The 26,788-nt window shown below is 72.0% G+C and carries 25 protein-coding genes; 15 read left to right on the top strand and 10 right to left on the bottom strand.

What is annotated here, in order from left to right:
• Positions 1 to 2 precede the first annotated feature (2 nt).
• From C8N24_RS03955 to C8N24_RS03945, 3 genes are read left to right on the top strand one after another with little or no spacing between them, the layout of a single operon-like run.
• Positions 3 to 2,072, top strand: a complete 2,070-nt coding sequence (locus tag C8N24_RS03955; protein ID WP_121248217.1) for a molybdopterin-containing oxidoreductase family protein — start codon at positions 3 to 5, stop codon at positions 2,070 to 2,072.
• Positions 1,969 to 8,040 carry a DUF3320 domain-containing protein gene (locus C8N24_RS03950; protein ID WP_121248215.1) on the top strand — a complete coding sequence of 2,024 codons (6,072 nt, stop codon included), beginning with the start codon at positions 1,969 to 1,971 and terminating at the stop codon, positions 8,038 to 8,040. The genes C8N24_RS03955 and C8N24_RS03950 overlap by 104 nt, the downstream gene beginning before the upstream one ends.
• 11 nt (positions 8,041 to 8,051) lie before the next feature.
• On the top strand, positions 8,052 to 9,050 hold the full coding sequence (locus tag C8N24_RS03945; RefSeq protein ID WP_121248213.1) for an NADP-dependent oxidoreductase: 999 nt from the start codon (positions 8,052 to 8,054) through the stop codon (positions 9,048 to 9,050).
• Here C8N24_RS03945 and C8N24_RS03940 read toward each other — a convergent pair.
• The 6 genes from C8N24_RS03940 to C8N24_RS03915 form a co-directional block, all read right to left on the bottom strand.
• On the bottom strand, positions 9,047 to 9,421 hold the full coding sequence (locus C8N24_RS03940) for a VOC family protein (protein WP_121248211.1): 375 nt from the start codon (positions 9,419 to 9,421) through the stop codon (positions 9,047 to 9,049). The two genes, C8N24_RS03945 and C8N24_RS03940, sit on opposite strands and share 4 nt — an antisense overlap.
• Positions 9,422 to 9,451: 30 nt before the next feature.
• Positions 9,452 to 9,817, bottom strand: coding sequence for a hypothetical protein (locus tag C8N24_RS03935; RefSeq protein ID WP_121248209.1), 366 nt, complete (start codon positions 9,815 to 9,817; stop codon positions 9,452 to 9,454).
• 15 nt (positions 9,818 to 9,832) lie between these two features.
• The gene (locus tag C8N24_RS03930; RefSeq protein ID WP_121248207.1) at positions 9,833 to 11,227 is read right to left on the bottom strand and encodes a protein adenylyltransferase SelO; all 1,395 of its coding nucleotides are present in this window, start codon (positions 11,225 to 11,227) and stop codon (positions 9,833 to 9,835) included.
• A 19-nt stretch (positions 11,228 to 11,246) separates the two neighbouring features.
• Positions 11,247 to 12,020: a hypothetical protein gene (locus C8N24_RS03925; RefSeq protein ID WP_121248205.1), complete on the bottom strand. Its 774-nt coding sequence runs from the start codon at positions 12,018 to 12,020 to the stop codon at positions 11,247 to 11,249.
• A gap of 441 nt (positions 12,021 to 12,461) precedes the next feature.
• Positions 12,462 to 12,986, bottom strand: coding sequence for a TetR/AcrR family transcriptional regulator (locus tag C8N24_RS03920; protein WP_147447630.1), 525 nt, complete (start codon positions 12,984 to 12,986; stop codon positions 12,462 to 12,464).
• Entirely contained in the window at positions 12,974 to 13,330 is a 357-nt protein-coding gene (locus tag C8N24_RS03915; RefSeq protein WP_121248201.1) for a DUF1330 domain-containing protein, read from the bottom strand. The genes C8N24_RS03920 and C8N24_RS03915 overlap by 13 nt, the downstream gene beginning before the upstream one ends.
• An 87-nt stretch (positions 13,331 to 13,417) precedes the next feature.
• Between C8N24_RS03915 and C8N24_RS03910 the strand changes: the two genes are divergently transcribed.
• Complete coding sequence (locus tag C8N24_RS03910) at positions 13,418 to 13,972, top strand: NYN domain-containing protein (RefSeq protein WP_121248199.1); 555 nt, start codon at positions 13,418 to 13,420, stop codon at positions 13,970 to 13,972.
• Here C8N24_RS03910 and C8N24_RS03905 read toward each other — a convergent pair.
• A complete protein-coding gene (locus tag C8N24_RS03905; RefSeq protein ID WP_121248197.1) occupies positions 13,969 to 14,352 on the bottom strand; it encodes a VOC family protein in 384 nt (127 codons plus the stop codon). The two genes, C8N24_RS03910 and C8N24_RS03905, sit on opposite strands and share 4 nt — an antisense overlap.
• Positions 14,353 to 14,440: 88 nt before the next feature.
• Between C8N24_RS03905 and C8N24_RS03900 the strand changes: the two genes are divergently transcribed.
• The 9 genes from C8N24_RS03900 to C8N24_RS03860 are packed head-to-tail and all read left to right on the top strand — an operon-like array spanning position 14,441 to position 22,184.
• On the top strand, positions 14,441 to 14,794 hold the full coding sequence (locus C8N24_RS03900) for a VOC family protein (RefSeq protein ID WP_121248195.1): 354 nt from the start codon (positions 14,441 to 14,443) through the stop codon (positions 14,792 to 14,794).
• On the top strand, positions 14,791 to 15,633 hold the full coding sequence (locus C8N24_RS03895) for a helix-turn-helix domain-containing protein (protein ID WP_121248193.1): 843 nt from the start codon (positions 14,791 to 14,793) through the stop codon (positions 15,631 to 15,633). The genes C8N24_RS03900 and C8N24_RS03895 overlap by 4 nt, the downstream gene beginning before the upstream one ends.
• 11 nt (positions 15,634 to 15,644) lie before the next feature.
• The gene (gene trkA, locus C8N24_RS03890; protein WP_121248191.1) at positions 15,645 to 16,970 is read left to right on the top strand and encodes a Trk system potassium transporter TrkA; all 1,326 of its coding nucleotides are present in this window, start codon (positions 15,645 to 15,647) and stop codon (positions 16,968 to 16,970) included.
• Positions 16,967 to 18,481: a TrkH family potassium uptake protein gene (locus C8N24_RS03885; protein WP_121248190.1), complete on the top strand. Its 1,515-nt coding sequence runs from the start codon at positions 16,967 to 16,969 to the stop codon at positions 18,479 to 18,481. The genes trkA and C8N24_RS03885 overlap by 4 nt, the downstream gene beginning before the upstream one ends.
• A gap of 13 nt (positions 18,482 to 18,494) precedes the next feature.
• Positions 18,495 to 19,385 carry an aminotransferase class IV gene (locus tag C8N24_RS03880; RefSeq protein ID WP_121248189.1) on the top strand — a complete coding sequence of 297 codons (891 nt, stop codon included), beginning with the start codon at positions 18,495 to 18,497 and terminating at the stop codon, positions 19,383 to 19,385.
• 47 nt (positions 19,386 to 19,432) lie between these two features.
• Positions 19,433 to 20,554: a PQQ-binding-like beta-propeller repeat protein gene (locus tag C8N24_RS03875; protein WP_147447629.1), complete on the top strand. Its 1,122-nt coding sequence runs from the start codon at positions 19,433 to 19,435 to the stop codon at positions 20,552 to 20,554.
• Positions 20,551 to 21,294: an alpha/beta fold hydrolase gene (locus C8N24_RS03870; protein ID WP_281272641.1), complete on the top strand. Its 744-nt coding sequence runs from the start codon at positions 20,551 to 20,553 to the stop codon at positions 21,292 to 21,294. The genes C8N24_RS03875 and C8N24_RS03870 overlap by 4 nt, the downstream gene beginning before the upstream one ends.
• Before the next feature lie 31 nt (positions 21,295 to 21,325).
• Positions 21,326 to 21,676 carry an ArsR/SmtB family transcription factor gene (locus C8N24_RS03865; protein ID WP_121248187.1) on the top strand — a complete coding sequence of 117 codons (351 nt, stop codon included), beginning with the start codon at positions 21,326 to 21,328 and terminating at the stop codon, positions 21,674 to 21,676.
• A 10-nt stretch (positions 21,677 to 21,686) separates the two neighbouring features.
• On the top strand, positions 21,687 to 22,184 hold the full coding sequence (locus C8N24_RS03860) for an SRPBCC family protein (RefSeq protein ID WP_211339829.1): 498 nt from the start codon (positions 21,687 to 21,689) through the stop codon (positions 22,182 to 22,184).
• On the opposite strand, the gene C8N24_RS03855 is transcribed toward C8N24_RS03860, so the two are convergent.
• From C8N24_RS03855 to C8N24_RS03845, 3 genes are read right to left on the bottom strand one after another with little or no spacing between them, the layout of a single operon-like run.
• On the bottom strand, positions 22,150 to 23,082 hold the full coding sequence (locus C8N24_RS03855; protein WP_121248185.1) for a VWA domain-containing protein: 933 nt from the start codon (positions 23,080 to 23,082) through the stop codon (positions 22,150 to 22,152). The two genes, C8N24_RS03860 and C8N24_RS03855, sit on opposite strands and share 35 nt — an antisense overlap.
• On the bottom strand, positions 23,079 to 24,116 hold the full coding sequence (locus tag C8N24_RS03850) for a DUF58 domain-containing protein (protein ID WP_121248183.1): 1,038 nt from the start codon (positions 24,114 to 24,116) through the stop codon (positions 23,079 to 23,081). Before C8N24_RS03850 ends, C8N24_RS03855 begins: the two co-directional genes overlap by 4 nt.
• Entirely contained in the window at positions 24,113 to 25,135 is a 1,023-nt protein-coding gene (locus C8N24_RS03845) for an AAA family ATPase (protein ID WP_121248181.1), read from the bottom strand. The genes C8N24_RS03850 and C8N24_RS03845 overlap by 4 nt, the downstream gene beginning before the upstream one ends.
• 84 nt (positions 25,136 to 25,219) lie before the next feature.
• On the opposite strand from C8N24_RS03845, the gene C8N24_RS03840 reads away from it, so the two are divergent.
• Both C8N24_RS03840 and C8N24_RS03835 read left to right on the top strand, forming a co-directional pair.
• A complete protein-coding gene (locus tag C8N24_RS03840) occupies positions 25,220 to 25,873 on the top strand; it encodes a response regulator transcription factor (protein ID WP_121248179.1) in 654 nt (217 codons plus the stop codon).
• Positions 25,870 to 26,775, top strand: a complete 906-nt coding sequence (locus C8N24_RS03835; RefSeq protein WP_121248177.1) for a sensor histidine kinase — start codon at positions 25,870 to 25,872, stop codon at positions 26,773 to 26,775. Before C8N24_RS03840 ends, C8N24_RS03835 begins: the two co-directional genes overlap by 4 nt.
• The last annotated feature ends 13 nt before the right edge of the window (positions 26,776 to 26,788 follow it).

The following is a 26,788-nucleotide window of genomic DNA, read 5'->3' as shown; positions in this document are numbered from 1 at the left end:
GCATGCCTGACGTCTTCGGTGCCTGCCCGCTGGACTGCCCGGACGGCTGCAGCTGGGTCGTGACGGTCGAGGACGGGAAGGCGACGCGGCTGCGCGGCAACCGCGAGCATCCGTACACGGCGGGCGCGCTGTGCGCCAAGGTCAACGGCTACCTCGAGCACGTCCAGGCCGAGGACCGGCTGCTGTACCCGCTGCGCCGCGTCGGCAAGAAGGGCGAGGGCCGGTTCGAGCGCATCAGCTGGGACGAGGCGACGAAGGAGATCGCGGATCGGCTGCTCGAGGTCCGCGACGAGTTCGGCGGCGAGGCGATCTGGCCGTTCCAGGGCACGGGCTCGCTCGGCTGGGTCCAGGGCCTCGAAGGCGCCGCGGGCCGGCCGCTGTGGAACGTGCTCGGGGCGTCCCGGCACGAGATGACCGCGTGCAGCGTCGCCGGCCGGATCGGCGCCTCCTACACCACGGGCACGTCCGCGGGCATGGACCCCGAGACGTTCGCGGACTCCAAGCTCATCCTGCTCTGGGGCACGAACCCGCTCACGTCCGGCCATCACGTCTTCAAGTTCATGCGCGAGGCGCAGAAGCGCGGCGCGCACGTCGTCTCGATCGACCCGATCAAGACCCGCACCGCCGAGCGCGCCGACGAGTGGCTCGCGCCGCTTCCCGGCAGCGATGCCGCCCTCGCGCTCGGCCTGCTCCACATCGTCCTGGAGCTGGGCGCCGAGGACCGCGAGTACATCGCCGAGCACACGGTCGGCTTCGAGGCCTTCAAGGAGCGCATCCTCCTTTTCCCGCCGGCCCGTGTCGCCGAGCTCACGGGCCTGCCCGAGGAGCGCATCCGCGCGCTGGGCGAGCGGCTCGCGACCACGCGCCCGACCGGCATCCGCTGCACCCAGGGCATGCAGCGCCATGCGGGCGGCGGCGCCGCGCTGCGGATGCTCTACGCCATCCCCGGCATCACCGGCGACTGGCAGTACCCGGGCGGCGGCGCGTCCTACAGCACCTCGGGCCGGTTCCATCCGAACATCGCCGGCGTCTACCGCGACGACCTGCTCCAGCAGCCGGTCCGCTCGCTGAACATGGTCCGGCTCGCCGACGAGCTGCTCAACCAGGACGCGCCGCCGATCAAGGCGCTCGTCGTCTACCAGGCCAACCCGATGGGCTCGAACCCGGACCAGAAGCGCGTGCGTGAAGGCCTGCTGCGCGAGGACCTGTTCACGGTCGTGATGGAGCAGTTCCCGACCGACACGGTCGACTACGCCGACATCGTCCTGCCGAGCACGATGCAGACCGAGCACCTGGACGTCAACGACGGCTACGGGCACTCCTACATCCACCTCAACCGCCCGGCGACCGCGCCCCGCGGCGAGGCCGTGTCCACGCTGGAGACGTTCCGCCGGATCGCACGCGCGATGGACCTCACCGAGCCCGCGCTCTACGCGAGCGACGAGGAGGTCGCGCGCACCCTGCTCGGTGACGAGCTGTTCGACGAGCTGTGGGAGACCGGCTGGAAGCGCTACCTGCCCGAGCGCTACGTCCCGTTCACGGACGGCTTCCCGACGCCGTCGGGCAAGCTCGAGTTCTACTCCGAGAAAGCGGAGCAGGACGGCCTGGACCCGATCCCCGGCTACACGCCCAGCCAGGCGACGCGCCCGGACGACGACCACCCGCTCGCGCTGATCGCCCCCGCGAGCCACTGGTTCCTGAACACGATCTTCGCCAACAAGCCGGACCTGATGGCGAAGGCCGGCGGCCCCCGCGTGACGCTGCACCCGGCCGACGCCCAAGCGCGCGGCCTCGAGACCGGCGACACCGCCCGCGTCTTCAACGCCCGCGGCGAGTTCCTGGCTGACGTGCTGGTCGCCGACACGGTCCGTGAGGGCGTCGTCGCCTCCACCAAGGGCCATTGGCTCAAGCACGTCCGCGGGGGCGCGAACGTCAACGCGACCACCGACGAGCGCGACTCGGACATGGGTGGCGGCGCCGTCTATCACGACAACCGCGTCGAGATCGAGCGGGCCGAGGTGGCGCAACGCGAGTCCAGCTTCGCTCAACGCTCGGTCTTGTTGGACATATAGTTCCAGCGTGAACAGCCGTGAAGAGCGCGTCCGAGCGCAGCTTGCACAGTGGCGCGACGACCTGCTCGACCTGACCGGTCGAAACCGGCTGCTGCGTTTCCGACACACGAAGACCGCGTCGCTGGAAGTCTCGGCGCCGGACGCCCAGACGATCCTCGACCGCCTCGTCGACGGCCGCTCGCGCGAGTGGACGTTCCACATCCCGCCCGACGAGCAGACACAGGCCGAGGATCTCGATCCCACCGCGGCGCGCGTCGCGCTCGGCCCCGCCGACCGTGCGCCGTCGACCGCCGCGGCCGTCACCGAGGCGCTGGACCGGCTCGCCCCGGGCGGAGATGTTCACGTGTCGTTCGGCGTTCTCCACTGGCAGCACGACGGCACGCACGCCGCCGCGCTCTTCCTCGTCCCGGCTGAGATCGTCAACCGTCGGCTGCGGTTGCGCGCGCACGAGCTGATCGTCAACCCCGCGGTCGTCGCTCATTTCCAGCGCCAGTTCGAGTACGACCTCGGCGAGGAGCGCTACCGGATCGAGAGCGCCGGCATCGAGGAGGCGTTCAACCACCTGCGCACGCAGCTCGAGCCGCTCAGCGGCCGTATCGACGACCGCATCGGCATCCTCAGCTCCGCTCAGCACAAGGCGCTCATGGACGAGACACTCGACGTCACCCCGACCGTGCTGATCTCCGAAGGGCCGCGCGACGGGATCCTCGCGGGCCTCGCGGGCACCGAGGAAGGGCTGCCGTTCGTGCCGTCCAAGCGCCGCGTGCTCGGGGTGCCGGTGCCCGCGAAAGCCTCGTCCTCGACGCCGCTGCTGATGACGACCAAGGCCGCCGGCAAGGACGTGCGCGCCGCCTGCGCGGGCCTCGCGCGCCGCGCGACCACTGAGTTCATGGACCGCGGCATATGGGTCCTCTACCTCGGGGTCGGGATGCTGCACTGGTCCGACCCGGCAGACGGCCGCGCGGAGTATCAGGACAGCCCGTTGCTGCTCGTGCCGGTGCGGCTGGAGGCAGGCAAGGGCGGCCACGACTGGAAGCTCGCCTCCACCGAGGAAGAGCCCCTCGTGAACCCGGCGCTGTGGCTCAAGCTCGAGACCGAGCTCGGCATCGAGCTGCCCGAGCTGGACCCGGAGGAGCCGCTGGAGGTCGCGCCGCTGCTCGCGCAGATCCGTGACGCGGTCGCCTCGCACCCTGCGTGGACGGTGGAGGAGCGTGTGGTCCTGTCGACGTTCTCCTTCCACAAGGAGGCGATGTACCGCGACCTGCGTGCGAACTTCGAGCAAATCGTCGAGCACCCGATCGTGAGCGCGCTCGCCGCCGGGCCGACCGACGATTCCGAAGGGGAGGACTTCGCCTTCGAGCCCGTCGACGAGGCTGATCTCGACCGCGAGCACAAGCCCGAAGCGGCCGTCACGATCTTGGACGCCGATGCGTCCCAGCGCCAGTGCATCGCCGCCGCGCGCGCCGGCCGTTCGTTCGTCATGGACGGCCCGCCCGGCACCGGCAAGAGCCAGACGATCGCGAACATGATCGCCGAGCTGATCACGCACGGGAAGACCGTCCTGTTCGTAAGCGAGAAGGCCGCCGCGCTCGATGTCGTCCACAACCGGCTCGCGCATGTCGGCCTCGACGAGTACACGCTCGAACTGCACAGCCACAAGACGACCCGCGCGGCGGTCGCGGGCGCGCTCGGCGCCTCGCTCGTGCGCAGGCCGAAGCCGAACCCCGCGCTCACCCAGCACGACCTCAACGCGGCCGAGCAACGGCGCCAGGCGCTCAGCCGCTACGCCGCCACGCTCAACGCGCCGACGGACGAGCTGTCCGGACGCAGTCTGCACCACCTCCTGGGCGAGATCGCTGGACTCCAGCAGCTGCCCCACGCGCCAGTCGCCGAACACGCGCCGGCGTCGCGCGCCGCGGTGGGCGAGCTCGAGGACCTCGCGAAACAGCTTGAGTCGACCTGGGCGGTGGTCGAGCGCGGCGAAGACTTCGTCTGGCGCGGTGCGGCGGCGACCGAATGGACGACCGCGGTCGGCCAGCGTGTGCTCGCGAGGCTCGAGCAGCTCGCGACCCGCCTCGACAGCCTGCGGACCGTCGCCGAGACGGTCACGGAGGACCTGCTGCTCGAGCCACCGGCGGGTCCACACGCCGCGCGCGAGCTCGCCGCGTTGCTCGTCGCGCTCCAGCAGCGCCCCGAGGGCATTCCCGTCGACTGGCTCGGTGCCACGAACCCGGGCGAGCCGGCGGAACGTGCGGCGCAGCGCGCCCGGCGCTGGACGAGCGCGACGCAGGCCGCTGCGGCCGCAGCCGGCCAGCGCTGGCGGGAGCTGGACGAATCCGAGGTCGCGTCGAGCCTGGCGAGTCTCGAACAACTTGGAGTCACCGCGCCGGAGAGCGCCGCTGCCGCTGTCCGGCTCGCCGACGCGGCTGATCGTCTTGCCGAGGCAGCCAGGGCGGTCACGGCGCACGCGGAGGATCTGACTCCGCTGCTCGGTCTGCGATCGTCGGAGCTGACGCTCGCGCACGCCGAAGCCGCGGTCGAGTTGACCGCGCTCGCTGCCGAGGGCTCGCCGCCGCCCGCGAGCTGGTTCGCGAGTCCACCGATCGAGGGTGTGACACGCGTGATCGAGCTGCTTGAGACGGACGTGAGCGCACGGACCGCTGCGCAGATCTTCGAGCCGAGCGTGCTCGAGCTGGACCTTGACGCGCTCGCCCGGCGCTTCGCGGACGAGCACCGCGGGCTGAAGAAGCTCGGCGGCGCCTACCGGGCGGACCGGGACACGCTCGCAGCGACGGCACCCGGCGTGAAGGCGAAGCAGGCGATCGCGACGATCGACGCCGCCATCGCGTGGAAGCAGGCCCGCGCGGCGCTGCTGTACACCGCCGCGAGTGAGTCCGCGGTACTCGCCGATGCGTGGAGCGGCCCCGAGACCGACGTGGCCGCGCTGCGCGCGCGTCTCGAGCTCGCACGGCGCGCGCACGAGGTGGCGGGCACACGCGTCGCCGATCCGGCGCGGTTCGCCGACGTCATGAGCGGACGTCGCGCCGTCCCTGGCGCCGCCGAGCTGGCGGGCCGGACCGATGCCGCGGCCGCACGGCTGCGTTCTGAGCTGCCCGAGGCGCTGGCCCCCTTGCTCGAGCGCGCGCTCGGACGAGCCGCCGAAGAGCTGGGGAAGGCCAGCACGTTGCTGCGCGCTGTCGCCGCCGCGACGGAGCGGGTCGACGTCCTGCGCGGCAGCACCGGCTCGGTCACGTCTGCCGTTGCGGCGGCCACCGCGCGGCAGGAGGTCGCGACCGTCGAGGCCGAGCACGCGGACGACCGCGAGGCGACGGACGTGCTCGAGCAGTGGGCCGCGCTCGACGTCGATCCGGACGCGCTCGCCGCCGCGGTCACGTCGAGTGAGCGGATCCGTGCGCTGCTGCCCGTTCCCCCACCCGGGGCTGCTGCGGCGCGGCTCGTGACCGTCGCCCCGGATCCACGCTTCCTGGACGAAGCGCTCGCCGACTGGCGTGAAGCGGTTGACCAGATGCTCCTCGAGTTCCAGGCACAATGGCGCGAGCAGCTGGCGGGCGATCTCGAAGGCGACTTCGATGACGCCTCTGCGCTGATCGGCACGCTGCGCGACACGCGCGGCAGCATCGAGGTCTGGGTCGCGCACGCGCAGGCGATCGAGCGCCTCGCCGCCGCCGGGTTGGGCCCTTCCGTCGGCTTCGCCGCCGACCGCCGCGTCCCGTCAGGGCAGGTCGTCGGCGTGCTGCGCCGTAGCGCGCTCGAAGCGCTCGCGGACCGGATGCTCGCCGAGCGCAGCGACGTGCTCGGCCCGCTGCGCTCCGTCGATCGTGACCGCCTGATCGCCGAGTATGCACGGCTGGACCGCGCGATCGTCGGCGACGCCGCACACCGCGTGATGGCGGCGGCCAACGCGCGACGCCCGAACGCGATCCTCGGTGTCGCCGCGATCCTCCAGAGCGAGGCGCAGAAGAAGCGGCGCCACATGCCGGTCTCGCACCTGCTCGCCAGGACAGCGCCGGTCGCGCAGGCGATCAAGCCGTGCTTCATGATGAGCCCGCTGTCGGTCAGCCAGTTCCTCGCGCCGGACATGCGCTTCGACGTCGTGATCTTCGACGAGGCGTCCCAGGTGAGGCCGTGCGACGCCGTCAACGCGCTCTACCGCGGCGACGCGATGATCATCGCGGGCGACCGCAACCAGCTGCCGCCCACGAGCTTCTTCGAGCAGTCCTCCGACGGCAGCGACGAGTGGGTCGAGGAGGCGCCGGCCGAGTACGACTCCGTGCTCGACCTCGCCAAGGGCGTCGGTCGCTTCCGCTCGCTCTCGCTGCGCTGGCACTACCGCTCCCAGCACGAGCACCTGATCGCATTCTCGAACTACCGCTTCTACGGACGTGACCTCGTCACGTTCCCGAGCCCGGCTGAGCACGCCGAGGACCTCGGCGTGGAGCTCATCCAGGTCGACGGCCAGTACCGCCGCGGCACGACGCGCGACAACCCGGCGGAAGCGTACGCCGTCGCCGAGCGTGTGTTCGCGCACGCCGAGCGGGGGGAACGGAGCATCGGTGTCGTGGCCTTCAGCGAGGCGCAGGCGTCGCTCATCGAGGAGGTGCTGCGTCGTGACGAGCGGCGCGACGACCCGCGCTACGCCGAGTTGTTCGCCGGTGACCGCCTGACGGCGCTGTTCGTCAAGAACCTCGAGAACGTCCAGGGCGACGAGCGCAACATCATCGTGTTCTCGGTCGGATACGGACCGGACGAGCACGGCAAGCTGACGATGAACTTCGGCCCGATGAACCGCGAAGGCGGCTGGCGGCGGCTCAACGTCGCGATCACGCGCGCACGCCGGCGTGTCGAGGTGATCTCCTCGTTCGCGCCGGAGCAGCTGGCCGACGGCAGCCGCAACAAGGGCGTCGACGCGCTGCGCCAGTACCTCGAGTTCGCGGCGCGCGGGCCGGTGGTGCTCACCGTCGACGACGCGCTCGACGAGGGCGGCGAGCCGGAGAGTCCGTTCGAGGTCGCGGTGTTGCAGACGCTGCGTGCGATGGGCCACAGCGTGGTCGCGCAGGTCGGTACCGCGGGCTACCGGATCGATCTCGCCGTCCGTCACCCCGACCGGCCGGGACATTTCGCGCTCGGGATCGAGTGCGACGGAGCGATGTATCACTCGTCGCGGGTCGCGCGTGATCGTGACCGGCTACGCGAGCAGGTGCTGAACGGGCTCGGCTGGACGCTGCACCGGATCTGGGGGCCGAGCTGGTACCGCGACCGCTCAGGCGAGGAACAACGGCTGCGCGAGGCGATCGAGCGAGCCCTGCTCGCGACGCCGACCCGCGTGACCGAGCAGGTGGCGCCCCCGCAGCCAGTCGACGTCGTGTTCGAGGACGTGGAGCTCGACGCCCCGCCGCCCTGGGCAGAGCCCTACACCGTCGCCGAGCTGCCGGCCGGGCGCGCGTTCGACATGACCGAGGTCGTCGCCCAGGGCGAGGTGCGCCAGCTCGTGCTGCACACCGTCGCCGAGGAAGCGCCGATCGTCGATGACCTGCTCGCACGACGCGTCGTCAGCGCCTGGGGCACGGTGGTCAGCGAGAAGCGGCGGCGCGCCGTGCTTGGGGCGGTCGACGCGCTCGTGCAAGCCGGGACGCTCGTCCGGCACGGCAACGCCGTCTGCCTTCCGGCCCAGCGGGTTGACCTGGTCCGCATCCCACTCGACGGCGAACCGCGAACACAGCGCGAGGTCAAGCACGTGCCCGACGTCGAGTTGGCGGAGGCCATCACGCGCTTCGTCGCCGACGCACGGATCGTCACCGAGGACGAGGTCAAGCAGAAGGCCGCACGGCTCTTCGGCTGGGCACGCGCGGGTTCCGCGATCCAGGCTGCGCTGACGCGCGCGGTCGAGGAGTTGACCCGCTCCGGTCGGCTGACGCGCAACGGGAGTGACCTGTCGCCCCCGGGGTAGCGTGGGACGCGATGACCAGCCGAGAGATCAGGCTCGCTTCGCGCCCCGAGGGCGAACCGCAGCCGTCCAACTTCGAGCTCGCTGAGACCGACGTCGCCGCGCCGGGCGACGGCGAGCTGGTGGTGCGCAACACGTTCATGTCCGTCGACCCGTACATGCGGGGCCGGATGAACGACGCCAAGTCCTACACGCCGCCGTGGCAGATCGGCCAGGCGCTCGACGGCGGTGCGCTCGGCGAGGTGGTCGAGTCGCGCGCCGAGGGCTTCCAGGCGGGCGACACCGTCGTCCACGGCTTCGGCTGGCGCGAGCTCGCGGTGCTGCCCGCGACGCGCGCGCAGAAGGTGCAGTCGATCGACGGCGTGAGCGACTCGGCCTTCCTGGGCGTCCTCGGCATGCCCGGCTTCACCGCCTACGCGGGCCTGCTGGACGTCGCGGCGCTCCAGCCCGACGACGTCGTGTTCGTCTCCGGCGCGGCGGGCGCGGTCGGTTCGCTCGCGGGCCAGATCGCCAAGCTGCGCGGCAACCCGCGCGTGATCGGCAGCGCCGGCTCACCTGAGAAGGTCGCGTGGCTGAAGGACGAGCTCGGCTTCGATGCCGCGTTCGACTACCACGACGGCAAGGTCGCCAAGCTGCTCGAGGACGCCGCGCCCGACGGCATCGACGTCTACTTCGACAACGTCGGCGGCGAGCACCTGGAGGCGGCGATCTTCGCCTTCAACGAGCGCGGCCGCGCCGCGCTGTGCGGCGCGATCTCCGGCTACAACGGCAACCCGTACGGCGTCCGCAACCTGTTCCTCGCGGTCGGCAAGCGCCTCACGCTGCGCGGCTTCATCGTCGGCGACCACGCCGACCGCCGGCCGGCCTTCCTCGAAGAGGTCGGCGCCTGGGTTCGCGACGGCAAGGTCAAGTTCAAGGAGACGATCGTCGACGGCGGCGTGGAGGCCGCGCCGCAAGCCTTCATCGACCTGCTGCGCGGCGCCAACACCGGCAAGATGCTGGTGCGCTTCTAGTCGGCGCGGGTCAGCACCTCGAGCCCGTGCCCGGCCGGATCGAAGAAGTAGAAGCCGCGGCCACCGTTGTTGTCGTTGAGCTCCCCGGCGCGTCGCATCTGCGGGTCGGCCCAGTACTCGATCCCCTGCGCCCGCACCCGCTCGAGCGCCGCGTCGAACGTCGCGTCGTCGATCAGGAACGCGTAGTGCTGCATCTGGATCTCGTCCACGGGCGGCTCCGCGTACTGCAGCACGACGCCTTCGTCGAGCCGGACGGAGGTGAACGGACCCCAGTGGGTGGGCTCCTCCAAGCCCAGCAGGTCGACCAGAAAGCGCGCGGACGCCTCACGGTCCTTCGCGGCGATGATGGTGTGGTTGAACGTGACGGCCATGTGCCGCCAAGCCTGCCAGGTCGCTCGTCGCTACAGCGGGCGGCGCTTCGCGTCGGCCAGGTCGGCCAGCGGCTGCAGCGTCTCGTCCTCGTGCGCGCTCAGGACGCGCGCACGGCCGATGATCCGGTCCTGCTCGAGCAGCGCGATCACGGCGTCGTCGTCCACGCCGCGCCGGGGCAGCTCGTCGAACATCCACGCCCGGGCGACCGCCGACGCGCCCGGCTGCAGCTCGTCGACGTCCTCGAAGACGAGCACCGCGTCGTGGACGATCGGCTCGACGTCACGCCGGCGCCGGCCGAACGACAAAGACGCGCGGTACCCGTCGCGCACCGGGCGACGGCGACCGCCGCGGTCGGTCTCGGCGAGGTCCACATGCAGGCGGATGACGACGCTCACGGCGTGGGTGCGAGGTCAGGTGCCGCAGAACGTCTGGTAGACCCCGTTGAACCGGTCCGGCGCCGGCTGCGCGTAGGCCGCGCGTTCCTCGCGCTCCTCGAACGGCCGCGCGAGCACCTCGATCAGGCGGCCGAGCGGCTCGAGGTCGTCGCTCATCGCCGCCGTCAGCGCTTCCTCGACGAGGTGGTTGCGGGGGATGTACGCGGGGTTCACGCCGTTCATGGCGGCAAGCGCGTCCGACGAGGTCAGCGGCCGCCAGCGGTCAGCCCACGCGTCGAACGCCGCCGGGTCGGTGAACAGGGCGTGCGCGCGGCGCGTGTCGCCCAGCGCGGCGTCCGGCAGCGCGCGGAAGAAGCTCGTGTAGTCCACGCGCTGCTCGTGCAGCAGCGTCAGCGTGTCCTCGAAGAACGCGGCATCCGGCTCGGCGAGGCCGAGCTTCGCGGTCATCCCGGCGCGCCAGGCGCGGCCGTAGGCGTCGTCGAAGCCGTGCAGGACGTCGGTTGCGCGCTCCACCGCGTCGTCGCCGCCGATCAGGGGGAGGAGCGTCTCGGCGAAGCGGGCGAGGTTCCAGACCGCGATCCGGGGCTGGTTGCCGTACGCGTAGCGGCCCATGTGGTCGATCGAGCTGAAGACGGTCGCCGGGTCGTAGCGGTCCATGAAGGCGCACGGGCCGTAGTCGATGGTCTCGCCGGAGATCGCCATGTTGTCGGTGTTCATGACGCCGTGGATGAAGCCGACGAGCATCCACTGGGCGATCAGCCGAGCCTGGGCGTCGACCACCGCGGACAGGAGCTCCAGGTACGACAGCCCCGGGTAGTGGCGGGCGATCGCGTAGTCGGCGAGCTCGCGCAGGCCCCCGTTGCGCGCCGCGTACTCGAACGTCCCCACGCGGATGTGCGAGGCCGCCACGCGCGTGAGGATCGCGCCGGGCAGCGCGCCCGCCTCGCGCATCACGCGGTCGCCGGTGGCCACGACGGCCAGCGCGCGCGTGGTCGGGATGCCGAGCGCGTGCATCGCCTCGCCGATCACGGCTTCGCGCAGCATCGGCCCGAGCACCGCCTTGCCGTCCCCGCCGCGCGCGAACGGCGTGCGGCCGGAGCCCTTCAGGTGCAGGTCGCGCCGGCGGCCATCACGGTCGACGAGCTCGCCGAGCAGCAGCGCACGCCCGTCGCCGAGGCGCGGCGAGTAGCCGCCGAACTGGTGGCCGGCGTAGGCCATCGCGATCGGCACGGCGCCGTCGGGCACCGCGCGGCCCGCGAACACGTCGAGGTCGAGCGAGACGCCCAGCTCCGCCGCGAGCGCCTCGTTGTGGAGCACGAGCTGCGGCTCCGGCGACGCGACCGGCTGCCACGGCACACCCAACCCCTCGAGCTCGTGGGCGAACGTGTTCTCGAGCGTCGCGAGCTGCATGACTCCGAGGGTAGGACGGCTACAGCAACGCGGCCTTGTCGGTCATCTCGAAGTTCGGCCTGGGCCGACCAGCCTTCAGCGCACGCCGGAAGCGCTGGAAGAGCGTCCCGCCCGCCGGCTCCGCCGCATCCGTGTCGGCGTCCAGATCTGGCCGGTCCCGCACGGAGCGGATCGCCGCCAGGAGTTGTCGCGCGTCGGCCGGCTTGTCGCTCACGTGTGCCGTGAGCACCGCCGCCGCGACGATCTCGGCGCTCAGCTTCGCCGGCGGCGCCTCGGTCAGCCCTTGGTCGATCGTCTCCCTGAGGCTCCGGACGGCGTAGGCGACGAGCAGGCCGGCCAACACCCACGTGATCGGCTCGATCCGGCCCTCCCAGCCGCCGAGGGTCAACTCGCTCGCGCTGTGGGAGATGATCCACAGCTCGCCTCCGGCGCCCGCCAACGTCACCGCCGCCGCGAGCAGCAGGCCGAACAGCGTGAAGTTGCCACCCCAGCGGAAGGTGAACAGGACGACCGCGCCGAGCGCGATGATCGCCGCCGCCACGGCCGCGCCGACCGTGATCAGGGCGACCGATCCGTCGGCGTCCGGGCCGAGGAAGGCCTTGACGACATCCGCCGAGCCCACGACCGCGGTCAGCGTGCCGCCGAGCAGCGTCACGTTGGTCACCAGGCTGTCGCCGAACTTCCACGTGTCCGGCAGCCCCTTCAGCTGCACCCATGGGGCTCGCCAGCAATACACGCCCAGCGCGATCACGAGCACGAGTGCCGTGCCGAACGCCTTCGCGAACCACCACAACTCGTCCCAGTCCGGCGACTCGGCCGGCGGGTCCTTGGGCTTGAGCTCGATCGTCTGCGCCGCGCGGCGGTGAGCGTCACGAGGTTGAGGTCAGCCTTGGCACACCCGCGATCGAACGCCAGCTTGACCGTGCCGGTCGAGGCGGTGGGTATGGGGGACCCGGTCAGCGTGACGCCGCAGGCCGTTCCGAGCTTCGGCGGCGTGGTGACCGGGACCGCAGCGTCCGTGAGGTTGGTCAACGAGACCGACGCCGTGAACCCGCCTCCATCGACCGCGGTCAGCGACGGCTCGGTAGTGGCGACGGTCACGTCGACCCGTGCCTGCGCTGCCGACGGCAGGCACACCAACCCGACTGCGACGAGCGTCGCGAGGGCAGTTCGCTGCATTTCGACCACGTCCCCAGTTCGTTTGGGGGACTCTAACCAAACGGGAACCGGTGGATCAAGCGTTGACGCCGCGGTCCAGCAGACGGCGGACCTGCGCGCGGACGTCGTCCGGACGCGTCAGCGCGACGCCGCGCAGGAGGGCGACGATCACCGCCGCCATCGCCTCGTCGCCGTCCAGATAACCCGCCAAGGTGGCCACGAAGCGCGCGTCGCGGGCTTCGAAGGCGGGGCGGAGGTCCTCGTCGCCCGCCTGCGCCTCCGCCCACAGCACCGCGTAGACGCGCGTGTCCAGCGGGCGTTCCTCGAACGCGGTCAGATAGGCGTCGACGAGCTCCAGGACGTCGTCGGTCTCCGGCGGGACGAAGCGGTTCTGCAGCTCCAGGGTCAGCGCGTCCAGCAGCCCGCGGCGCGACCCGAACTGGTGCGTGACGATCCCGCGCGAGTAGCCCGCGGCCGTGCCCACGGCGGCCAGCGTCACCGCGCGCACGCCGCGGGCGGCGACGATCTCCATCGTCGCGTCCAGCAGCCGGCGCTCCGTCTCGGCGCGCCGCTCGGCCTGCGTGCGCCTTACAACAGCCACGTCGTCGGTTGCAGTACCGCGTCCACGAGCGCCTCGTGGCGGAGGTGCGCGATCGCGCGGTATTCGGGGGACCGGACCATCTCCACGAACACCTTACGGCTGGGGTAGCGGACGAGCGCCACGGCGTCCCAGTCCGCGCCCTGCAGCGCGGCTCCGCCGCCCGCGCCGAAGAACAGCGGCTCGGCGTCGGCGCCCACGCCGGTCGCCGCGAGCGCCCGCCGGTAGTCGTCGTAGCGCTCGCGCCCGCCGTCGGGCCGGAAGCGCAGCAGGTTGAGCATCACGACCGGCCCGCCGGGGTCCTCTGCGAGATAGCGGTCGAGCGCGGCATCGGAGAAGTCGGGCATGCCAGCCAGCGTACTAACTTGCTTGTCGCACGGCAAGTATTGGCGCGAAGTGCCGGTCCGAGGCAGCCGACCGCTTATGCTCGCGGTGTGCCTGAGACGTTCCTGCTCATCGACGGCGAGAACATCGACGCGACGCTCGGCGCCGGCGTGCTCGGCCGTCGCCCCGCGCCCGAGGAGCGCCCGCGCTGGGATCGCGTGCGCGACTACGCCCGCTCCGTCTGGGAGCAGCCCGTCCGCGGCCTGTTCTTCCTCAACGCCTCCGGCACGGTGCCGATGGCGTTCGTCCAGGCGCTCACCGCGCTCGACTACCGCCCGGTGCTGCTCAGCGGCGCGCCGGACGTGAAGGTCGTCGACGTCGCCATCCAGCGCACGATCGAGGCGCTCGCCGAGCGCGGCCACGGCGACCTCCTGCTCGCCAGCCACGACGGCGACTTCGCACCCCAGGTGGCCCAGCTCGCGCAGCAGCCCGGCCGCCGCATCGGCCTGATCGGCTTCCGCGAGATGACGAGCGGGCTGCTCACCGAGATCGAGAACGTCGAGCTGTTCGACCTCGAGGACGACGTCGGCGCCTTCACGGTCGCGCTGCCGCGCATCCGCGTCGTGCCGATCGAGCAGTTCGACCCCTGGGTGCTGCTCAACTAGGCGGTCACCATCCAGAGGTGGCCGTCGCGGTCGGCGAACGTCCCGGTGTAGCCCCACGGCTGCCGCGCGGGCTCGGTGACGATCTCGCCGCCGGCCCGGCGGGCGCGCTCGATCACGGCGTCGACGTCGCCCGTGAGGCTCAGGACGGTCTCCACCTGCCCGCGTGCGGCGGCGTCGCGGTCGCCGATCACCCAGCCGAACCCGCCGCGCGGGATGAGCATCAGGTGCACGCCGTCGTTGAGCGCGAACTGCAGCGGCTCGGGCACGCCGTCGTCGGCGGGCGCGCCGAACGCCTGCAGTTGCAACACCTCCGCGTAGAACGCGTGCGAGGCACGGCGGTCGGCGATGGGCAGGCTGACGACGACGGGTGCATAGGCCATGCCAGCCAAGACGGACGCGACCGCGCGAACTCATCGCCGATCACATTCGTCCAAGACGGCCGGGCCGACCCGGCGTACCGTCCCGCCCATGACCAGCATCAGCTTCTTCGAGCTCGGCGTGGACGACGCGGAGAAGGCGCAGGCCTTCTACGGCGCGATGTTCGGGTGGGAGTTCGAGACGGGCCCGGCCATGCAGGGCTACGCGATCAAGACGCCCGGGGTGCCGGGCGGGCTGCACCCGAACGACAAGGGCGCGTGGCCGTACGTGTTCTTCGCCGTCGACGACCTGGACGCCGCGCTCGAGCGGGTCAAGGCGCTGGGCGGGGAGGTGCAGGACGGCTTCGAGGACGACAATGCCGACAACGTGAAGAAGTTCGGCCGCTTCAAGTTCTGCAAGGACGACCAGGGCTCGCCGTTCGGCCTGCACCAGCCGCCGGCATGACGCGGATCGTCCGGCACGTCTCCGAGCAGGACCAGTGGGAGATGGTCCACGCGCTGCCGGACCCGCGGCTGGACGGCTACGTCATCCGCTACTGCGACTACGACGAGCGGACTGGCAGCTTCGTGCGCCGGCGCGAGCTGCCCGGCGACCGGATCGTCGCGATCGTCAACCTGGGCGCGCCGATCCGCGTCGGCGCGCCCGGCTCCCCCTTCGCCACCCACGCCACCGGCTTCTTCGCCGGCCTGCACGACACCTACGCGATCACGGAGACGAGCGGGGCTCAGCGCGGCGTCCAGATCGACCTCACGCCGGTCGGCGCGCACCTGCTGCTCCGCCTGCCGATGCACCACCTCACACACCAGGTGGTGACGCTCGAAGCGCTGCTCGACCGGCCCGGCGCGCACCTGCACGAGCAGCTCGCCGACGCCACCCACCACGCCCAGCGGTTCGCCGCCCTCGACGCCTTCTTCCTCACCCGCCTCGACGACGCGCTGTCGCCGGTGCCGAGCATCACGCGCGCGCTCGCCCGCCTGAAGGCCACCCAGGGCGCCGTGACGATCAACGCGCTGACGGACGAGCTGGGCTGCAGCCGCCGCTACCTCAACCGCGGGTTCCAGGAGCACGTGGGCGTCTCGCCGAAGCTGCTCGCGCGGATCCTGCGCTTCAACCACGCGGTCGCGTTGTCGGCCACGATGCGCAGCTGGGCGGAGATCTCCCAGCACGCGGGCTACTACGACCAGGCGCACATGGTCCGGGACTTCCAGCAGTTCGCCGGGGCCCCGCCGACCGAGTTCGCGCGCCGCAGGCTTCCGGACGGCGGCGGGGTTCGTTCCGACTAGTCTCCCCGGCGATGCGGATCGTCGTGCTGGGCGCAGGCCATGTGGGGAGAGCGATCGTGGACGCGCTCTACCAGGAGAACGAGGTCACGGTCATCGACACGAACGCCGACCGGCTGACCGCGCTCGCCGACCGCTACGACGTCCGCACGGTCGAGGGCAACGGCACGACCAAGCGGGTGATCCGCGAGGCGGGCATCCAGCACTGCAGCCTGTTCATCGCCTCCACGTCGCGCGAGGAGGCGAACCTCGTCAGCGCGATGCTGGTGAAGAAGCTCAGTGGCTCGCGGGTCGTCGTGCGGACCACGAGCGTCGAGTACCTGGACGCCTGGCGCGAGCGCGAGATCGACGTGGACTTCATGGTGTCCTCCGAGCTGGAGACGGCGAACGCGATCTCGGGTCTGATCGGCATCCCGGCGGCCCGGCAGACCGACGTCTTCGCCGACGGCAAGGTCCAGGTGGTCGAGTTCGACGTGCCCAAGGACGCGGGCGGCAACGGCGTCGTCGGCCGCAAGCTGCGGGACGCGGAGCTGCCCGCGGAGTCGAAGGTCGTGAGCATCATCCGCGGCGACGAGCGGACGATCCCGGACGGTGGCCAGCGGATCCTCGCGGGCGACCGGATCGTGGTCATCGGCTCGCCGGACGCCGCGCGCCAGTGGAGCCGGCTGATCTCACGCGAGCACCAGCGCGTCGACGACATCGTGATCTTCGGCGGCGGCCGGATGGGCACGACGATCGCCCACGTGCTGCTCGACCGCGGGATCCGCGTCCGGTTCGTCGAGGGCCGGCCGGAGCGGGCGCGCGAGGTGGCGGAGGAGATCCCGCAGGCGCGGGTCTTCCACGCGTCCGCGTTCGACTCGGAGTTCTTCGAGCGTGAGCGGATCGGCCGCGCCACCGCCGCGGTCTTCGCGCTCAACGACGACCCCGGCAACCTGTTCAGCGCCGTGCTGGCCAAGGCGCACGGCGTGCAGCTGACGATCGCGCTCGCGCACGACCAGACGTCGCTGAAGGTCTATGAGCGCGGCGGCGTCGACGTGGCGATCAACCCGCGCGCGGTGATCGCCGAGGAGCTCGTGCGCTTCGGCCACGACCCGCGCCTGCGTCAGATCGCGATGCTCGACGACGACCGCTTCGAGATCCTCGACCTCACGGTCCGCGCGGAGTCCGAGCTGGCCGGCATGCGCTTCGACGAGATGCCCGAGACCGGGTCGGTGATCGGCGCGATCATCCGCAACGGCGCCGCGATCATCCCGCACTCGAAGGACATCCTGCGCGCGGGGGACCGCGTGATCGTGTTCGTGGAGTCGCGCCGCGCCTCCACGGTCGAGCGCGTGCTGTGAGGCTGCGCACCGGCATCGACGTCGGGGCCGCGCTGGACCTCGTCGGCGGCGTGCTCAAGTGGCTCGCGCCCGCGTTCCTGCTGCCCGCGCTGGTGGCGCTCGCCTACGGGGAGTCCTCGTGGTGGGCGTTCCCCCTCGCGGCCCTGATCACCGGCATCGCGGGCTGGACGCTCGACCAGATCACGGGCGACAAGGAAGGCGCGGCGGTGACGCCACGCGAGAGCTTCCTGGTGGTGGCGCTGCTGTGGCTGCTGATCCCGATCTTCGGCTGCCTGCCCTACATCCTCGCCGGTGGCCCGGTGCTGAGCCGGCCGATCGACGCCTACTTCGAGGCGGTGTCCGGCTTCACCGCGACCGGCGCGACGCTCGTGCCCAAGATCGAGGAGCTCGACCGCGGGATGCTCTTCTGGCGCCAGCTCAGCCACTGGCTCGGCGGCATGGGCATCATCGTGCTCGCGGTGGCGATCCTGCCACGCCTGCGGATCGGCGGCCGCCAGCTGCTGCAATCCGAGCTGGCCGGGCCGACCGAGATCGAGCAGCTCGGCGACAGCATCCGCGAGACCGCGCGCCGGCTGTGGCGGCTGTACGTCGTGCTGACGCTGATCGCCATCGCCGTGCTCGGCCTGATCGGCTGGGTCGGGCTCGACGACGAGCTGACGTTCTTCGACGCGGTCGGCCACGCGCTGTCGGTCGTGGCGCTCGGCGGCTTCAGCACGCGCACGGTGTCGATCGCGGCGTTCGCGCCCATCACCCAGTACGTGCTGCTGATCTTCATGGTCATCGCGGGCATCAACTTCCTGCGCCTGTACCGCTTCTTCGTGCAGCGCCGGTTCCAGGTGCTCACGCGCGACGAGGAGCTGCGCCTGTACCTCGCGCTGATCGTGATCGGCACGATCCTGATCGCCATCGAGGTGATCGGCGGTGGCTACGAGAGCGGCGAGGCGGCGATCCGCCACTCGCTCTTCCAGGCCACGGCGATCCTGACCACGACCGGCTTTGCGACGACCGACTACGCGCTCTGGGGGCCGCTCGCCACCGTGACGCTGCTGCTGTTGATGTTCTCCGGCGCGTCCGCGGGCTCCACCGGCGGCGGCATCAAGATCATCCGCCACCTGCTGCTGTTCAAGCTCGTCAAGCGCGAGCTCGAGCAGACCGTGCACCGCGAGGCGATCGTCCCGATCCGCGCCAACCGCCGGGTGGTCGACGAGAAGGCGCTGCGCTCGACGATCGTGTTCGTGCTGCTCTACCTGCTGACGTTCGCCGTCGGCGCGCTCGGCCTGGTCGCCGACGCGCGGCGCGCGGGGGAGGACCTGAGCGCGTTCGACGCGTTCGGCGCCGCCGCGGCCTGCCTCGGCAACGTCGGCCCGGCCTTCGGCTTCGCCGGCCCGTACGGCTCGTTCGCCCCCTTCAGCGACCTGTCCACCTGGATCTGCACGGTGTTGATGTGGCTGGGCCGCGTCGAGATCATCCCCGTCGTCGTCATCCTGACCCGCGCATACTGGCGTTCCTGAGGAGAGAGAGTCCATGAGCTTCGACCCCACCGGATTGGTCGCGTACGTCAACGGCGAGTACAAGCCCGCCGGGGAGGCGTCCGTCTCGATCTTCGATCACGGCTTCCTGTATGGCGACGGCGTGTTCGAGGGCATGCGGCTGTTCGACGGCGGGCTCTTCCGCGCCGAGCTGCACATGGAGCGGCTCGCGCGGTCGGCGCGCACGATCGGCATCCGGCTGCCGGTGGAGACCGACGAGGTGCTGGAGATCATCGGCGAGGTCGTGCGACGCTCCGAGCTCCGGGACGCGCACGTGCGGCCGTTGATCACGCGTGGCTTCGGCGGTCCGGGCATCGATCCCCGGCTGTGCCCGGAGCCGTCGCTCGTGGTGTCCGCCTACCCGTTCCCGCCGTTCCTCGGCGCCGACCCGATCAAGCTGTTCACGAGCGCGATCGTGCGCAAGGCGCCGCGCTCGCTCGGCGCGCACGTGAAGTCCTGCAACTACCTGGACGCGATCGTCGCCAAGCAGCAGGCGGGCGAGCTCGGCGTGCACGACGCCATGATGCTCGACTCGCTCGGCGCGGTCGCCGAGTGCACCGGCGCGAACCTGTTCATCGTCGTCGGCGAGACGCTCGTCACGCCGACCACGCGCGCGGCGCTCCCGGGCATCACCCGCCGGACCGTGCTGGAGATCGCGGCCGAAGAGGGCATCGAGGCCGTCGAGCGCGACGTCTGGCCGATGGAGCTGCACGCCGCGGACGGCGCGTTCGTGTGCGGCTCGGGTGCGGGCGTCGTGCCGATCGGGTCGTTCGACGGGCGGCCGGTGACGTACCCGAACCACCCGCTGGTGGAGCGCATCCAGGAGGCGTACCGCGCCAAGACGCGGGACGCGGCGTACCGCACCGAGCTGTACGCGGCCGTCTGAGCGGAGGGCGCCGCGTGCGCGGCGCCGTCTCTCTAGATTGGCGCGCTATGAGGTCCTTGCTCTCGGCGCTGGCAGCGCTCGTGCTGCTCCTCGCGCCGCAGGTCGCATCCGCCAAGTCGGGCGGGCGTGTCGACACGCTCGCGCACCGTGACGCGCTCATCCACGGCATCGCCGGTGACGAGGACTACGTCTTCGTCACCGAGCCCGGCATCGGGGTCGCCACCGACGGCCCGCGCGTCGTCGCGCTCGACCGCGACTCCGGCCGCCAGAAGGCCGTCATCCCCGCGCCGCCCGGCGGCTTCAAGCTGCCGTTCACGCTGCGCGCGCCGGGCGACGGCAGGCTGGTCGTGCTGGACGCGGGCGGCTTCCCGCCGCAGGGGCCGCCGATCGTCTACGACTACGCGTACCGCACCGACCGCAAGGGCAAGCTGCACGCCAAGCTCACGCGCACGGTCGACTTCGCCGGGAACCCGCTCGGCTTCGCGGAGGACGTCGAGGTGCTGCCCAACGGCGAGTACGTCGTGTCCGAGTCCGTGTTCGGCGGGCTGTGGCTGATCGGCCGCGACGGCAAGGTCCGGCCGGGGCTCGTCCCGGCCGCGCCGGACCAGCCGCTGCCCGGCCTGGCCGGCTGCCCGTTCCTCGGCTCGAACCACACCGTCGGCGGGCTGCCGTTCGCGGCGCCCGGGAACTTCGCGCCGGGCGCGGGCTCGCTGGCCGTCCACGGCGACGAGCTGTACCTGTCCTCGACGTGCGTCGGCGGCGTGCAGAAGCTCAAGCTGGCGACGCTGCGTGACGGGTCGCGGCCGGCCGCCGAGCGTGCCGCGGAGATCGTCACGGTCGCGCCGCGCCGGAACGACCTCGAGAGCCTGAAGGGCATCACGTTCGACCCGTACGACGCGAAGGACCCGTGGATCTACGCCGGCGACCCGTTCCGCCGGCAGCTGATCCGGATCCACTCGCGCACGGGCAAGCGCGAGGTGCTCTCCAAAGACGCGAAGCGGTTCGACTTCACCGTCTCGACGGCGTTCCTGCCGCCGGAGCGCCGTCACGGCCGGTCGACGCTCGTGACCGCGTCCGACCAGGAGTACCGCTGGTCGGTGCTCAACATCGCGCTCACCGCCGACCAGTTCCGGCCGCCGTTCGTGATCGCCGAGTACCACAAGCGCTGACGCCGCTCGTCCTGATCCACGGCTTCACCAGCTCCCCGCGCGTGTGGGAGCTGGTGCGGCCCCGGCTGGAGCGCCACCACGAGCTGCTCCTGCCGGCGCTTCCCGGCCATCTCGGCGGACCGCCGCTGCCCACGGAGATCACCGACACGACGATGGTCGAGGCGGTCGAGCGGGCGCTCGACGAGGCCGGCCACGAGACCGCGCACGTGGTCGGCAACTCGCTCGGCGGCTACGTGGCGCTGCAGCTCGCCGCCCGTGGCCGGGCGCGGACCGTCACGGCGTTCGACCCCGCGGGCGGCTGGGACGAGGCGGACGGCCGCCGCGCCACGCTGGCGCTCAACGCGGAGTCGCACGCGCTGACCCGCGGGGCGGAGCGCAACGCCGCCTTCGTCGCCGCCACCGCCGACGGCCGCCGCCGAGCGCTCGCGCTGCTGGCCGAGCGGACCGACCACGTGCCCGCCGACTTCGTCGTCGACGTGATCCGGGCGAGCGCGCTGTGCACCGAGGCGCCGCGGATGGTGGCGTTCGCGGCGCAGTCCGGATGGCCGCTGGACGCACCGCGCTGCCCCACGCGGATCGTGTGGGGCACGGCGGACAAGCTGCTTCCGTGGCCGAGCGCGGCGGCGCGCTATCGCGCGTTGCTCCCGCACGCCGACTGGGTCGAGCTCGACGACGTCGGCCACTGCCCACAGGTGGACGTGCCACTCGAAGCGGCGGAGCTGATCCTCGGCCACACTTGACATATACCGATATGGGTATATGTTTCCTGGCGTGGCACGAGCGGCGACGACAGCGGATGTGTTCAACGCGGTGGCCGAGCCGCGACGGCGGGAGATCCTCGACCTGTTGATGCAAGGCGAGCGCCCGGTGAACGAGATCGTCGCGCAGCTCGAGCTCGGCCAGCCGCAGGTGTCGAAGCACCTGAAGGTCCTCCGAGAGGTGGGGCTGGTGGACGCACGCGATCTGGGCCGGATGCGGGTCTACCGCGTCAATGGCCGCGGGCTCAAGCCCATCCACGACTGGGTCTCGAACTACGAGCGCACCTGGAGCGAGCGGTTCGACGCGCTGGACGTGGTCCTGGAAGAACTCAAGGAAAAGGAGGCTCGCGATGACGAGTCTTAGCGGTAGTGCGGTGCTGACGACCCCGTCGGACACCGAGATCGTGATGATGCGCGAGTTCGACGCGCCGCCGGAGCTGGTGTGGAAGGCGTGGACGACGCCCGAGCTGGTCTCGCGCTGGTGGCCGGGCAAGCGCGGCACGATGCGGACCTGCGAGATCGACCTGCGGGTCGGCGGCCGCTGGCGCTACGTGATGGAGGCCGGCGAGGGCGGCTACGAGGTCGCCTTCCACGGCGAGTACCGCGAGATCGTCGAGGCCGAGAAGCTCGTCAACACCGAGGTGTTCGAGGGAGCGCCGCCCGAGGCGGGGGCGGCGCTCAACACGAACACGTTCGAGGCGCTCGAGGGTGGTCGCACGCGGCTGACGATGGTCACCGCCGTGGACTCGATCCAGGTCCGCGACATGATCATCGGCACCGGCATGGAGACCGGGGCTCAGGAGGGCCTGGACATCATCGACGAGATCGTCGCCGAGCTCACGGCAGACGGCCGCGCCAGCGCAGCGAGGTGAACGCCGCGCCCGCGAGGGCGAGCAGGCCGAAGGCGGCGAACCCCGCGCTGACCTCGCGCTTCTCCTGCTTGGTGCCGATGCGCGAGCCGAGCGTCTCGTAGACCTCGTCCAGCGCGCCGGAGTCCTCGGCGGTGAACGCGCGGCCACCCGAGATGTCCGCCACCTGCTGGAGCGCCTCGGGGTCCGGTGGGACGGACAGCCGCTGGCCCATGGTCTCGATCACGCCGTCGGACGTGCCGAGCGCGACCGTGTAGATCGGCACGTTGGCCGCCCGCGCCTGCTGGGCGACCGCGGCCGGATCCTGCCCGGTCTTGCTCGCGCCGTCCGAGAGCAGCACGATCGCGGCCGGCGGCTTGTCCTTCCCGGTCTCCAGCGCCTGCAGCGCCGAGGTGAGGGCGTCGCCGGTCGCGGTCCCGCCCTCGGCCTGGAGGCCGTCGAGGGTGGACTTGACGACCGTGCGGTCCTGCGTCGGCCGCAGCACGGTGTGCGCGCTGTCGGCGAACGCCACCAGGCCGACCTGGAGCTGGTCGGGCACGCGGTCGAGGAAGCGGTCGGCGGCCTGCTTGGCGGCCGTCAGCCGGTTGGGGGTGACGTCGGTCGCGTTCATCGAGCCCGACGTGTCGGTGACGAGCATGACGCTCGCCCGCTCGACGGGCACGGCGACCGTCGCCTCGGGTCGCGCGAGCGCGACCGCCATCCCGGCCAGCGCGAGCATCAGCAGCGCCGGCGGGAGGTGCTTGCGCACGCGGCCATGCCTGGGCGCCACGGCCGCCAGCGTGGCGGTCGCGGGGAAGCGGATCACGTACCGGGACGGCCGGCGGCGGGCCAGCAGCAGCGCCACGATCGCGATCGGGACGACCGCGAGGCCGAGCAGGAACAGCGGGGCCTGGAAGCTCATCTGAGGCTCCTTCCGAGTGCCCGCAGCCAGTCTTGATCCGTGCCGACCTCCACGTGGCGCGCGCGGGCGGAGCGCAACGCGGACTTGAGCTGGTCGCGGCGGGCGAGCTCGGCGGCGGCGAACCGCCGGCGCAGCTCCGGGCTCGACGAGTCGGCCTCGACGCGCGCGCCCGTCTCGGGGTCGACGAGCGTGAGGTGGCCGACGTCGGGCAGCTCCTGCTCACGCGGGTCGAACACCTCGACGGCGAGCACGTCATGGCGAGCGCCGAGAGCCGCGAGCGCTCGCGCCCATTCAGGACGCTCGGCGGCGCCGCCACGACCGCCACGCCCGAGGCTCTCGCCGCCCGGCCACGCGACGCCGCCGCGCGGGGAGCTCCCCGGCCGCGCGTCCTCGGCGCGCGGCACGCTCTCCGCGGCGGCGGCGCCGGGCCCTTCGCGGAAGTCGCTGACGACCACCACGAGGCTGTGTCCACGCGCGAGGCGGTTGATCCGGCGCATGCCCTGCGCCAGCGCGTCCGCGGGCGCGTGTCCGTCTTCGGCGACGCCCTTGCCGAGCGTCCGATGCAGCTGCACGAGCGCGGAGCGACCGGCGCTCGGCGGCATCTGCTGCGGTTCGGGTGCGCCGCACGTGAGCAGGCCGATGCGGCCCGCGCGGCGCACCGCGAGGCGGCCGATCACGAGCGCGACGCCCTCGGCGACGTCGGACTTCAGGCGGTCGGCGGTGCCGAAGGCCATGCTCGCCGAGACGTCGACGAGCAGCCACGTCGTAAGCGTGCGCTCGGGCACGTGGTCGCGTACGTGGGGGAGGCCGGTGCGGGCGCTGGCGGCGGCGTCGAGCTTGCGCACGTCGTCGCCGACCTGGTACGGCCGGATCTGCGCGAGCTCGGTCCCCAGCCCCAGCCCCGCCGCGCGCCGGTCGCCCGGGAGCGCACCGGCGCCGCGGTTGGCGAGGACGAGGTCGAGGGACTCGACCAGCGCGGCCTGCATCGGGCCCGGGCCCTGCGCCCCGGCGGGGGTGGCCAGCGCGTGGCTCACGCCGCGATCCGCTCCGTCGTCTGCGCGGCTTTCACTCCGCCGACCCGGTCGAGGACGCGGTCCAGCAGGTCGTCGGCCCTGACGCCGTCGCCCAGCGCGTCGTAGGTGAGCACGAGGCGGTGACGCAGCACGTCGGCGGCGAGGTCGGCGACGTCCTCGGCGACCACGTGGTTGCGACCGCGCAGCAGCGCGAGCGCCTGGGCGGCCTGGACGGCGCCGATCGGCCCGCGCGGGGAGGCGCCGAACTCGATCAGGCCCTCCAGCTCGTGCAGCCCGTACTTGCCCGGGTGGCGCGTCGCGTCGCCGAGCGCGACGGCGTAGCCGATCACGTCGCGGTCCACGTACACGCGGCGGGAGAGCTCCTGGTAGCGGACCAGGTCCTCGGTCGAGAGCTTCTCACGCACCATCGCGGGCGGCGAGATCGCGCGGCCGACGACCGCGGCCTCCTCGCCGACGGTCGGGTAGTCGACGAGCAGCTTGAACAGGAAGCGGTCGACCTGCGCCTCGGGAAGCGGGTAGGTGCCCTCGTTCTCGATCGGGTTCTGCGTCGCCATGACCAGGAACGGCTTGGGCAGCGGGTACGTCTCGCCCGCGATCGTCACCTGGCGCTCCTGCATGACCTCGAGCAGCGCGCTCTGCACCTTGGCGGGCGCGCGGTTGATCTCGTCGGCGAGCAGGAAGTTGCCGAACACCGGGCCGAGCTCGGTGTCGAAGCGACCCGTGTCGGGGCGGTAGATGCGCGTGCCGACGAGGTCCGACGGCACGAGGTCCGGCGTGAACTGCACGCGGCGGAACGATCCGCCGAGCACGTCGGAGAGCGTCTTGATCGTGAGCGTCTTGGCCAGGCCGGGCACGCCCTCGAGCAGCACGTGGCCACCGGCGAGAAGCGCGACGAGCAGGCGCTCGAGCATCGCGTCCTGGCCGACGATCACGCGCTTGAGCTCGTACAGCGCGCTCTCGAGGCCCGCGCGCGGATCGTCGTACTCGATCCGGTCCGTGTGCTCTTCGTGTTCGTCCATGGAGTCGACTGTGGCGAGCGGTTCGTCAGATCCCCATAAGCGCCGTTGAGCGTGCCTTCAGACACCCGGCCTAACTTGCCTCTCATGCGAATCCTGGTCGCCGAGGACCATCCCCGGATCGCCTCCGCCGTCGCGCGTGGCCTGCGCCGCGAGGGCATGGCGGTCGACGTCGCCGAGGACGGCGCCGCCGCCCTCTACAAGGCGCGGATCAACCCGTACGACATCGTCGTGCTCGACCGCGACCTGCCCGAGCTGCACGGCGACGACGTGTGCCGCACGCTCAGCGCCGAGCAGCCCCGCACGAAGGTGCTGATGTTGACCGCGTCCCGGTCCACCGACGACCTCGTCGAGGGCCTCGCCCTGGGTGCCGACGACTACCTCTCCAAGCCGTTCCGCTTCGCCGAGCTGGTCGCGCGCCTGCGCGCGCTCGGCCGGCGCACCGGCGAGGCCCGGCCGCCGGTGCTGACCGCCGGCGACGTCGTGCTCGACCCGTCGCGGCGCGAGGCGTCGCGCGGCGGGCGCGACCTCGACCTGACGCCGAAGGAGTTCGCGGTCCTGGAGGCGCTGATGGAGGCGCAGGGCGCGGTCGTCACGCCGGAGACGCTGCTCGAGCGCGCGTGGGACGAGATGCTCGACCCGCTCTCCAACACGGTCCGCATGACGGTCATGGGCCTGCGCCGCAAGCTCGGCGAGCCGCAGCTGATCGAGACCGTCAGAGGAGCCGGTTACCGGATTTGATCGGCAACCTGCGTGTCCGGCTGACCGTCATCTACGGCGGCATCTTCGTCGTCTTCGTGGCGGTGCTGCTCGGCGTCTCCTACTGGCTGATGGGACGCCACCTGCACCGCACGCTGGGTGACGTCGCGGCCGACGCGGCGCAGAGCCAGCTGGGCCTGCAGTACCTGCTCTTCCTCGCCGGCGCGAGCCTCGTGGCCGGCGCGCTCGGCTGGTGGCTCGCTGGGCGTGAGCTGCGGTCGATGGCGTCCGCGTTCGACGCGCGCGAGCGCTTCGTCGCCAACGCCTCGCACGAGCTGCGGTCGCCGCTGACCGTCATCCGCACCGAGGCCGACGTGGCGATGGCCAACCCGGACGCCGACGTCGCCGAGCTGCGCGCGATGGGCCGCGAGGTCGTCGCCGCGGTGGACGACATGGACGCGCTGCTCGACGGGCTGATGGTGCTCGCGCGCTCGGGCCACGGGCTGAGCGCGGTCGAGCCGGTCGACCTCGCGGTCGCGGCGCGCGCGGCGGCGCAGCGGGTCCGCAGCGGCGCCGTCCAGGTGCGCCTCGACCTCGCGCCCGCCGGCGTGCGTGGCGAACGACGCCTGCTCGAGCGCCTCGCCGCGAACCTGATCGAGAACGGCGTCCGCTACAACGCGCCCGGCGGCTTCGTGTCGGTGACGACCCGCGCGTCGGACGCGGGCGCGGTGCTCGACGTCGTCAACTCCGGTCCGGTCGTCTCGCCCGACACGGCCGCGCGGCTGACCGAGCCGTTCGAGCGCGGCGGCCGTACCGGCCAGCAGGGTGCCGGCCTCGGCCTGTCGATCGTGCGCAGCGTCGCCGAGGCGCACGGCGGACGCCTCGCGCTCATGCCCCGCGCCGAAGGTGGTCTGTCCGTGCGCGTCTCGCTGCCCGCCGCGTAACTTCCCGGATTTC

The sequence above is a fragment of the Solirubrobacter pauli genome, assembly GCF_003633755.1.
Classification (GTDB): domain Bacteria; phylum Actinomycetota; class Thermoleophilia; order Solirubrobacterales; family Solirubrobacteraceae; genus Solirubrobacter; species Solirubrobacter pauli.
Note: the sequence above shows the minus strand (reverse complement) of the source record. Positions and strands in the feature narration are given on the sequence as shown.